This window comes from Crocosphaera chwakensis CCY0110 (assembly GCF_000169335.1).
Taxonomy (GTDB): Bacteria; Cyanobacteriota; Cyanobacteriia; order Cyanobacteriales; family Microcystaceae; genus Crocosphaera; species Crocosphaera chwakensis.
Genome location: NZ_AAXW01000021.1, coordinates 70,877 through 80,487, shown reverse-complemented (window position 1 = coordinate 80,487; position 9,611 = coordinate 70,877). Strand labels below are relative to the sequence as shown.

The window sequence follows — 9,611 nt, the reverse complement described above, 5'->3', positions numbered from 1 at the left end:
AAACAATCATCAAACCAGAAAAAGAGAAGGTAAATGAACACTATAGAAACTAGCTCAAATAGTAGATAAACATAAAGCATCACCTCAATGGAAGTTAATAAATAAATTAACACCAGTTATCAGAGGATGGTCAAACTACTACCGAGCAGTATGCAGTTCAGAAACCTACAAAAAACTTGACCATTTACTATGGTTAAAGTTATACAGATGGGCGTTGCGAAGACACACCAAAAAATCAAAAAAATGGGTGGTCAAGAAATATTGGCATACCATAGGAACAAACAACTGGGTTTTCGGATGTAAATTCAAAAACAAAGAATACACCCTATTTAGACATAGCCAAACAGAAGTAGTTAGATACACCAAAGTAAAAGGTAATTCAAGCCCATACGATGGAAACACGAACTACTGGGCTTCTAGAATGGGAAAACATCCTGAAATGAAAAAATCAGTTGCCACACTGCTCAAAAAGCAGAAAGGTAAGTGTAATCATTGTGGATTAACCTTCATGCCTGGGGATAAAATCGAAACCGACCATATAACACCTATAAAAGCAGGTGGTAATAACCTAAAAGATAATCTCCAAGCACTACATTCACATTGCCATGATACAAAAACCAAAAGGGATTTAAAGGATATCAAGTCCTATAAAAGTCAAAAAATATGGGATAAAACCCTAAAAGAAATCAACTTTCATTTTGAAATTATCAAATGGGAGTGGAAAGACGACTTACCCACATTGGTCAATGGTACTCGTAACAGGAGCCTATTTACAGAGGAGCCGGATGAAGGGAAACTTTCACGTCCGGTTCTGAAGACGAGTCGGGCTGGTGACAGCCTGGCTTAGTTTAACCTATCCTTAATCCTATTTTGGTTGATAATAATACAACAATGGTTGACTGATAAAAGTTTAAGAACCAAATATACTTTAACCGTCCATCATTCTGATTATGATCCCTCCAATAACCATACTTCTAACCTCATTCCTTTGTGCAGTGCGTGTCATCTTTATATGCACAGAGGACAACGAGGCAATATCAGTCCAGGTCAATTAAAATTAGAATTACAATTACATGAGGAAGTGAACCATAGCACGATTCCGAAGACGACGAAGTTCAGCGCAAGATTATGTAACTCAGGAGGAGTTTAATCAACTATTGGCACAGTCTCAGTCTCAGTCAGTGCCGACGATTGATGTTGAGGTAGTGTCCGAGCAAAGTAGCCAATTGGATAGTCCTTTTCAACCCCTGAGTGAAGCTGAGGAGGTGGAAAAGCAACGGTTGGAAGCGGTTGTTTCTGGTGCTGTATGGGCTGCAGGGAAAGCTCTACAAAAACTACGGGACAAAAAGCTGTACCGTGATAGCCATCCCAGTTTTGCGGTGTATTGTCAGGAAACGTTTGGTCATTCGCGTCAGAAGTCAGACTATCTAATCGTAGCCGCCACCATCTACGAAAATTTAGAAGCCAGTGGTTGTGAAGTTCTTCCACAGAGCGAATTTCAGGTTAGGCCCTTAGGAGTATTGAAGAAACCACCACTACAAGTGGAAGCTTGGAACAAAGCAGTGGATATCTGCAACGGAAAAGTCCCCAGTCACCGCATTGTTAAACAGGTGGTCAGAGAAATGACTAGAGAAGATGCAGATAACCCTTTTGAGTTAGGGGAAGTGGTGGGTATTGTGGCTCAAGATAATCCTGATTTAAAGGGAAAGAATGGTTGTTGGGGAATTGTTACAGCACTAACAAAAACCACTTGCAATCTACAAACTTGGAATGATGAGTTAGAAGCAATTGAGATTGAATTTCTACGAGAATTAGAATACACCGAAGAAGATTGTGAAGCCATCCAAAATCTTCATGGTAGAATTCAGCGACTACAAGGCGCCGAGTTAGAAAAGACAGCCAAGGGAGTATTACGGTTACTAGGGAAAATTGACCGTCCTTATCTGACCCCCTTGGAAGAAGAAATGCTTAGCTTAGTGGAGAATATTTATGGTTGAACATCAAGATGAACAGCTATAATACGACACGCCACCAACGTCAGAAAACGTCCTAGGTCTCAGACGATAGTATTTATCTTCTACATCTTGTGATTGCTCATCATATGGATAGCTAAATACGGTTTGTAACTCTTTAACTAACGTGTAGTCACCTTGCATGGCTTGTTGATAAGCAGGGACAATCAACCACTCTCGCCATGTGTATTTTGGGTTAGTTTGTTTCATATTTGATGAGATCTCAGCCAAATTGCCGTGGTTCCTGACCAGGTTGTGCCAGCTTTGTAGCCAAGTTTGCCATTGCTCATCAATTTGTTGTGAAGTTTCAACATAGAAGCTCTTTTTTAATGGTTCAACATCCTCTGGTATGTGGGATAACTCGCGGAAGAAAATGGTGTAATCCACATCTGAGTGAGTCATTAGCTGCATTAATTTCTTAAATAGCTCTGGGTTAAATTCAGTTAAGCCAAGTTTGGTCGCCCACATTTTTTGAATTTGTTTTTGCATGGCGTCTGCAAAACCACGGCCTACTTGATCGAACTGTTCTAAAGCTTCAGCATCTTCTTCAAGTAACGGTCTGACAGCTTTCCAAAACATATAATAATTTGCTTCTGCTGCCATTGGCTGATTGAAGAATGAAAAGTGTTTACCCCCGCCAGTCCAAGGTTGAAACCAAGGGTCAAAAATTTCACAAAAGCCAAAAGGTCCATAGTCGAGGGTAAAGCCACCAGCAGCGCAGTTATCACTATTAAAATTACCCTGGCAATAACCAACCCGTAGCCAATTAGCTACCAGTGAAGTAAGACGCTGGCGAAATAGCTTAGCCAACTCAACCAATTGCTCAGCAAACCCTAGGTTTTGATTAATGTCGCTTTTGTACTCTCGCTCAATTAAATGGGACACTATCATGCTCAACTCTTCTAATGCTTTTGGATGAGCATTATTGCGAGCGCGGCGGGCAAATAACTCTAGCTGACCAACGCGCAAAAAGGAGGGTGCAACGCGAGTTGAAATAGCCACAGGATTGTCCACCAAAATATCAGGGTCGGTGGAGTGGGAGTCTTGAGAATACCAAGGCCGGGTAACAGTCTCAGATTTAGAAACATACAGTGTCAAAGAGCGCGATGTGGGAACACCCAAGGCGTGCATATAGTCTTGTGCGAGAAATTCACGCACACTTGAACGGAGTACCGCGCGCCCGTCGGCACCACGGCAATAAGGCGTGGGTCCACCCCCTTTCAATTGCATTTCCCAGCGCTGGCCATTGATGATTCCTTCAAACACAGATATCGCCCGACCATCGCCATAACCATTACCAGTACCGAATGGACAATTTTGGGTATATTCGTTGCCATAAATCGACAGGGCGTAACCAGTTGCCCAGCCAAACGGACGCATAGGCTCATAGGCTGCAGAGATATCACCAGAAAAAACCTGGCGAAATTTTTTATCCAGCGCCAGATCATCGCTCAACCCAAGTTCTTTAAAGAAGATGCTACTATGGGTTACATATTCTGGTTCTGCAAGCGGTGTAGGTGTCACAGGTACAAAATGACCAGAGAAAACCTGACGGGGACGGTGATCATCACCATCGACCGTGGCGTCCGGGTCGGAGTTTAAGGTATCCATCAGAGAATAATTCGCCAGTCGCACAAACTCATCGAAGGTAGTTACACAGGGGTCAGCAGATGGCTTAGATCGATACGACATTGTTGCTAACTTATAATTAGATAGTAGTTGCTGTATAACTATATTAATATAGAAAAAAAGGCGACGTATAAACTAGCCCAAGGTTTAGCTAAAAAATGCGGATTAACTGCTTTAGATGTTCTAAAAGTTGCTAGTGCTATATCTATAAATGAGAAGTGAATTTGTGACCACAGAAAAACTTACATAGAGTTCCTGATATTGCCATTATTTCGATAGCTAAAATAATGATAACTGACCTTCAGAAACATTGCTCAGATTCCCTTTGTAACCCCGATGCAAATCAAGATGACAACCGGTACAAACGCAGACCAAATTATCAAGGGAGGAATTACTGGGATCTCGGTCCCAATGATGAGTCTGTAAGGTGTAAGCCATTCTCTTAGAAACTGTCCAATCTTTAGAGATTTCTTGCCCAGGTTCGATACATTTTCGTCCACATTTCTGACAAGTCCAATTCGCCTTTTTCTTAAGTTTTAAACTGAGTTCTTTCCAGTTACTGGGGTAGCGCGATGAAGCCATTGATTATTATTGGATTTTAGAGTAAAATAGTTAGAAGAAATTAATCTTATTCTTTACTAATAGTACCTTATTAATCGTCATATAATACCAGTATTTTTCACATAAGCAACTATTCCTTTATATCAAGAAATGTCCCCCAAACCTCAAATTCGTGCCGTCAAGAAGAAAACCACAGCCGTCGCTGAGACTAAAACCCCGTCGGTCAACACAGAGGTGGACACAGACCAAACCAAGAGTAAACAGACCACCCCCTCACCAGAAGTAACAGCAACAACTACCAACGAAACCGAGGACGAGACTGCTAAAACAGAGATCGCCGTCTCTGAAGACAATGAAGCTGCAAGCGATATCAGCACGGGTAATGACTCAAATCCCACCGATGATACTGACGCTGAGACAGATACGGCGATCTTTCAGGCAATAGGCACAATTAAGGGCAAAGCAGAGGAAGACAAAGATAATCCAGGACAGTTTTTTATTAGATTAGGGGGCAAGCGTTATAACTTGTTCATAGCTGGTTATCGTTATCAAGCTTGGTTGAAGCAAATGGCAGCTAACCCTGACAAAACCTTATTCTTGCGGGTGTATCCTAAATGTTTGATGATTCCTCGTAAACCACCGAAACTTTACTTCCAGGTGGCAGCGTGGGAAGCAGAGAACCCGTGGGAAGAAGCCCCAGGAATCTTTAAATTTAGAGGGATTTGGCAGTTTGTCCCCCAGGTGCGGACACCAGTTATTTCTATTTACCGTAACAAAGGTGCAGAAGATCCCAAAGGCAAATTTAAAGCAGCGCATATTCCCGTGTTAATGAGGCGGGACGATGAATCTGCACCGTTTCGGTTTAATCCGAAGATAGCCAAGGAAGACTTACCCCCTCGTTGGTTCGTTCAAGGGTTGTTTAAGTTTATTCCCTCACGGGATAGTTTCGGTTTCTCGGAGGATATCGAACCACCAACTAAACATATTCCTTGGTACAAAAAACCCATTAAAGATGTTCCTGGGAAAGATTCGGAGAAAGGTGTAGAGAATAAGTCCCAGAAACCGTCACCGAAAAACGTAGAAAAGCCACAGAAAAAGTCAGAGCAACCTGCATTGAAAGACGTGGAGGTTCAGTCTAAGGATTCTAACAATGAATGAATTCCGTCAATTCCTATGAGAAAATAAGATTGTGGTCTCCATTGAGGAATTCTGTTATGTCTTCTTTCCGCGTATCCTCCTTAATTGGTTGTCCTAAACACCTACTCTTGGTTTTTTATACAGACAGGAGAGCTTATCAATTTCGAGTTGTTACTAATCAGGGGAAAATCCTCGGAACAACCGAGATTTACTACACAGAAAAAGCAGCCGAAAACGCAGCGAGAAAATGCCTTGTTGAACAGAATCTTTAAGGTTGAGTGTAGAGATCATTTGCCCAACCAATTTAGCAAATCAGCCTCATTTTCAAAGTCAAGCAAAGCTTCACCTAAGTCTTCTAACTGTTCAACAGGGAGTTGACGGATTTGCTCAGAAACGGACTCAGAGATTTGTCCGAGACGGCGGTTGAGTTGACGCAACACTAAGTTAGCCTCTCCTTCAAGCCGTCCTTCAAGTTTAGCTGATGCTGTTATTTCTTGGTAAATGACAGATTCTTTCACAATGTCTTCCCTCAATATTCTTTGAATTAACGTTTTCTCTAATATTAAACCAGCGAGAATCGCAGTGGATGCTGCTAAGTTGCTTTGCTCTGTTTGGTCGCTGATTTTGTCGATGCGGTTGGCCACATCTCTAAGCACAGCTTCATTGTCTCCTCCTTTCCCCAACACCGCAAACGGCCAGACTCCAGGTGCTGTGAGTAACTCAGAGTAATCCACTTCCCAGAGCCGAATGACGTTAAATTCATGCCGTGTTTGTGCCAGTTCAAAGACCGTTTGCTGTGCTAATTCCGAGTTGGATTTCCTCAAGTAAATCACCACTTGTTGCATTTGCTTGTTCGGATAACGGCGATGGACTCTAAGCCGATAATCGAGCATTCGGAACGGAATATCCTCTTTTGGGTCGGTTTGGAACTCAATATGCAGCACCAAGTCCTCTGACTGAAGAAAGATTAAACTATCAGCCCTAATCGGTTCTAATGAGAGTTCGGACGGTTTCAGTTCCGTTAAGTTAATGGGCTTTCCAAGCAGCCATCTGGCCATGTCTTGTGCAAAGGCCGCAGCAATGAACTTGCACGTCGAATCAAACATTGATTAATAATTGGCAAACTAATACTATCATACTATATTGCGGATTTTGTTGAGATCGCACTCCATAACTTTTGATCGTGGTAACTGAACCACCCCCTATCGGTTTGAAGCAAGAGTCTGCATAAAGATTCTTTAAGAAAAAAGAAAAATCTTTAGATTTTCTTTAGATTCTCTTTAGAATTGTAGTGCAGATAGCACAAGGAAAAGAAGAAGAAGGCTCTATGAACGCTTCAACGATCCGACAACTCTGGTCTTTAATCTCCCAAACGTCCCACGAAGCTCTTGCTCATCTCAGCGATTCAGACCTAGTGGGACAGTTAATGACTCAACTACAAAACAAACAAACCCTCTCTCAGCAAGAAATGCTCTTAATGAGAAGCTACATTGGTTCGAGAACATTGCTCATCCGAGAAATAGTACAACAAGCCTAGTCACAAAAAATCCTTGATAACTGTATAATTGGATACAAAAGTAAAAAGGTTTTAATAAGGGTTTAAAAATATGTACGAGAAGAATCAAGTAATAGGCAGATCAACTTCTTGGGTTATTGCTATTCTAATTTTAGGAAATTTAGCGATCCTTGCTATTCTCTACGAGTTCATCCTTTGGAGACTTTTTGGCTCTTGAAAATTCCATATTCTAACATAGTCTAGACGCTAAATCTTTGGATTTTTAAGTTACTCAAGTCCTATATCTTCGATAATATCTTTTAAATTTGCCTCTAAATCATTAAAAGCTTCATCTAAAGTTTTATAACTTGTTTTTCCTTCCCATAACATTCCCCCTGGATCTAGCACTCTAATAAAGGACTCACTAAATTCATCTTGTCCTATTTCGATCCAACCATGAGTTAACCAAAGTGTAATGTTAGGATAAGTCCCTTCAAAATAACTGTTAACTTTCATTTTTAATCCTCTAACTTAATCAGATCAAGGGGGTTATCATAATCATACTTCAGTGGGTTTATTTCTGTTCATAGGCGATCGCAAATCAATTCTCAATAGTTTTTTAAATCTGATAAAGGGGATAGTTCCACTCCTTTGTCTGGGATTGTTTGTGTCACTATTAAACCAGTTATTGTCTGAGCTATTAGGAGCCAGATTTTGATTTGTCCGAGTCGACTCTGCTTCCAAGGGATATTCGTAATCATTTTCCCTTTGCTCTTCTACTTCCCAAGGGTTAAGGTTCTCAGTGATACCCGACCCAATGCCACCCTGTTGCAATGGCTCAAAGTCCGTTTTCTCATTGGGGACTGAAGATTGTCTCATCTCTTTTGCTATGGATAATGGAGTCATTAAAAAGATCCCCATCAGCATTAACCCCATACCTACTGACCACTTTTTCCACACTCTCATCACCACAATAAAATCCTCACTTTTTTCCATCTTAGCTTGCACTTGCGTGAGATGGCTCCCCAATCTTTCCCAATTTCGCAAAAAAGCACCTGGGAGTCTTGCCGTGTTTCGACCCCAAGTGCTTTTCTCCGATCCTCTCTCACACCACGAATAACTGAATGTTACCAGTCCCAAGTGAATGTTAGCATGACTTAAGTTTAAGCACAAATCACTATGACAGTTCAAGGATTGTCCTAAGCGCTTTGCCTTGCCGAACGGGGAAAGAATCATGGGAAAGCAGGGGGTGATCGCCACGAATGCCATCAACGAGAAATGAACGACACGCCAGTTAACGTAAAACTAAGTCATATTAACAATTACCCTTAATAGGAAAACGCGACAAGTGGGTTATCTAGTTTTTGATTTTATTCTCTTAGCTTGTGAGCTAGAAAAGTTTTTAGTTACAGGAGTTAGCCCGTCATGATTTCTGAATTTGAGCGTAGTGTTTTTGAGCTAATTAACCAAGAAAGAGCCGAGAACAATTTAGACCCTTTAAGGATTGATGAACAATTAGTAATGGCGGCCGAATATCATTCTGAAAGTATGGCTAATGATGATTTTTTTAGCCATGAAGGAATAGATGGCTCTACTCCATTTGAGAGGATGATGGATCAGGGTTATTCTTATCAAGCTGCGGGGGAAAATATTGCAGCTGGTTTTACCACACCAGAATCAGTTGTAGCAGCTTGGATAGGAAGTAGTGGACATCGTGCCAACATTTTAAGTGATGATTTTACAGAAATCGGCATTGGACATCAATATAATTCTAATGATACCGGACAAGTTAATTATTTTCATTACTGGACGGTTAATTTTGGAACCCCTTTGTCATGAAGTCAGAACCGAGGACGAAAGACCAAGGTAATGCGGCATCCAACGAAACTAGAAACCCCATCGTCCTATGACGTGGGGTAGTTCATAGCAAAAATTCATTCGTATCCTAGCAAATAGTCAAGGTAATCTTCACTGATATCTTCAACTTCAAAGAGAAGGTCGCCGTCTGGGTGCTGATAATGAACATTGCCTAAATTGTCGAGAGAATCAAGACGACAATCTTCTCTAATTTCATCATAGACAGTGGAGTGATTTCTCCAATTATTCTCTTGTCGAATTAACAAATCTTCCTGAGATTCTATCTCATCAATTTCTTCTCTTTTCACGGATATTTTACGCTTATTTTCTTTAGCCATAAGAGGAATTTTTTATAATTTTTAGACAGTGGCAAGAGAGATTTTTCTTAGACACATCTGACTTTCAATCAAGCGAGTTCTCTCTTCGTCTTGGGAACGAAGGAAGTGAGTGTAATCAGCCAAATCATCTAAGGCAAGATGATTGAGTATAAGCTCCCCCATTAGCCACAATAATAATTGAATAATCAAGAGTTTACCGTTAATTTTCATCGAAGACTCTCCTCTTATTAATTAACTAGAAATCAAAAAAGGAAACGTCTTTAAAAGAATAACAAATGCTAACTCTTAATAACTTCGTCTAAAAGGGTTCATTCAGGGGAGTGATTATTAAGTTTCTGTCAAACTCATAACAGTATTATTCTTATCTAACTTTTGACGTTCAACCATCAGGAAATTGCCAACAAGAGATTGTCTCAACGTTTGTACTGCCACATCGACATTGAACCTCGAAACTAGAATCGACCCATTCCCATCCACAAAGGCGACAGTGACACAAAATGTTGTTTCGATTAGCTTGCTCAATTTTTGATAGCCATTCTTGGCGAACAATTGGGTCGAGGGGGTCACGAGATTTTGACATTT

The 9,611-nt window shown here is 40.9% G+C and carries 15 protein-coding genes and 1 pseudogene; 8 read left to right on the top strand and 8 right to left on the bottom strand.

All coding sequences use genetic code 11. From position 1 onward, the window contains the following. Positions 1–58: 58 nt before the first annotated feature. The 4 genes and pseudogenes from CY0110_RS30925 to CY0110_RS14620 all read left to right on the top strand — a co-directional run. Positions 59–205: pseudogene (locus tag CY0110_RS30925) on the top strand (group II intron maturase-specific domain-containing protein); the annotation flags it as partial. Positions 206–214: 9 nt separating this feature from the next. Beyond that, positions 215–847 (top strand): HNH endonuclease, encoded by a 633-nt coding sequence (locus CY0110_RS14625; protein WP_232285733.1) that lies wholly within the window; start codon positions 215–217, stop codon positions 845–847. A 48-nt stretch (positions 848–895) separates the two neighbouring features. Next, a complete protein-coding gene (locus CY0110_RS28645) occupies positions 896–1,150 on the top strand; it encodes a hypothetical protein (protein WP_232285732.1) in 255 nt (84 codons plus the stop codon). Positions 1,151–1,157: 7 nt separating this feature from the next. Next, a complete protein-coding gene (locus CY0110_RS14620; RefSeq protein ID WP_035799478.1) occupies positions 1,158–1,997 on the top strand; it encodes a hypothetical protein in 840 nt (279 codons plus the stop codon). A 3-nt stretch (positions 1,998–2,000) separates the two neighbouring features. On the opposite strand, the gene CY0110_RS14615 is transcribed toward CY0110_RS14620, so the two are convergent. Together CY0110_RS14615 and CY0110_RS14610 are read right to left on the bottom strand one after the other, a co-directional pair. Further along, entirely contained in the window at positions 2,001–3,623 is a 1,623-nt protein-coding gene (locus CY0110_RS14615; RefSeq protein ID WP_008276233.1) for a protein adenylyltransferase SelO, read from the bottom strand. A gap of 297 nt (positions 3,624–3,920) precedes the next feature. Further along, positions 3,921–4,223: a hypothetical protein gene (locus tag CY0110_RS14610; protein WP_008276232.1), complete on the bottom strand. Its 303-nt coding sequence runs from the start codon at positions 4,221–4,223 to the stop codon at positions 3,921–3,923. Positions 4,224–4,352: 129 nt separating this feature from the next. Here CY0110_RS14610 and CY0110_RS14605 point away from each other — a divergent pair, with 129 nt between their 5' ends. Both CY0110_RS14605 and CY0110_RS14600 read left to right on the top strand, forming a co-directional pair. Next, the gene (locus tag CY0110_RS14605) at positions 4,353–5,360 is read left to right on the top strand and encodes a hypothetical protein (RefSeq protein ID WP_008276231.1); all 1,008 of its coding nucleotides are present in this window, start codon (positions 4,353–4,355) and stop codon (positions 5,358–5,360) included. 56 nt (positions 5,361–5,416) lie between these two features. Next, a complete protein-coding gene (locus CY0110_RS14600) occupies positions 5,417–5,611 on the top strand; it encodes a YegP family protein (protein ID WP_035799474.1) in 195 nt (64 codons plus the stop codon). A gap of 15 nt (positions 5,612–5,626) precedes the next feature. Here CY0110_RS14600 and CY0110_RS14595 read toward each other — a convergent pair whose 3' ends face one another. Then, positions 5,627–6,445 carry an Rpn family recombination-promoting nuclease/putative transposase gene (locus CY0110_RS14595; protein WP_008276230.1) on the bottom strand — a complete coding sequence of 273 codons (819 nt, stop codon included), beginning with the start codon at positions 6,443–6,445 and terminating at the stop codon, positions 5,627–5,629. Positions 6,446–6,666: 221 nt separating this feature from the next. On the opposite strand from CY0110_RS14595, the gene CY0110_RS14590 reads away from it, so the two are divergent. Continuing rightward, positions 6,667–6,876: a hypothetical protein gene (locus CY0110_RS14590; RefSeq protein ID WP_071818238.1), complete on the top strand. Its 210-nt coding sequence runs from the start codon at positions 6,667–6,669 to the stop codon at positions 6,874–6,876. A gap of 246 nt (positions 6,877–7,122) precedes the next feature. Here CY0110_RS14590 and CY0110_RS14585 read toward each other — a convergent pair whose 3' ends face one another. After that, a complete protein-coding gene (locus CY0110_RS14585; protein ID WP_008276228.1) occupies positions 7,123–7,350 on the bottom strand; it encodes a hypothetical protein in 228 nt (75 codons plus the stop codon). Positions 7,351–7,392: 42 nt separating this feature from the next. Beyond that, positions 7,393–7,830, bottom strand: a complete 438-nt coding sequence (locus CY0110_RS14580) for a hypothetical protein (protein WP_008276227.1) — start codon at positions 7,828–7,830, stop codon at positions 7,393–7,395. 429 nt (positions 7,831–8,259) lie between these two features. Between CY0110_RS14580 and CY0110_RS14575 the strand changes: the two genes are divergently transcribed. After that, positions 8,260–8,673 carry a CAP domain-containing protein gene (locus CY0110_RS14575; RefSeq protein WP_008276226.1) on the top strand — a complete coding sequence of 138 codons (414 nt, stop codon included), beginning with the start codon at positions 8,260–8,262 and terminating at the stop codon, positions 8,671–8,673. Positions 8,674–8,768: 95 nt separating this feature from the next. Here CY0110_RS14575 and CY0110_RS14570 read toward each other — a convergent pair whose 3' ends face one another. From CY0110_RS14570 to CY0110_RS14560, 3 genes are all read right to left on the bottom strand, one after another. Beyond that, on the bottom strand, positions 8,769–9,029 hold the full coding sequence (locus CY0110_RS14570) for a hypothetical protein (RefSeq protein ID WP_008276225.1): 261 nt from the start codon (positions 9,027–9,029) through the stop codon (positions 8,769–8,771). 21 nt (positions 9,030–9,050) lie between these two features. Continuing rightward, the gene (locus tag CY0110_RS14565; RefSeq protein WP_008276224.1) at positions 9,051–9,239 is read right to left on the bottom strand and encodes a hypothetical protein; all 189 of its coding nucleotides are present in this window, start codon (positions 9,237–9,239) and stop codon (positions 9,051–9,053) included. Between the two features lie 169 nt (positions 9,240–9,408). Beyond that, a complete protein-coding gene (locus CY0110_RS14560; RefSeq protein WP_071943845.1) occupies positions 9,409–9,609 on the bottom strand; it encodes a hypothetical protein in 201 nt (66 codons plus the stop codon). Between the last annotated feature and the right edge of the window lie 2 nt (positions 9,610–9,611).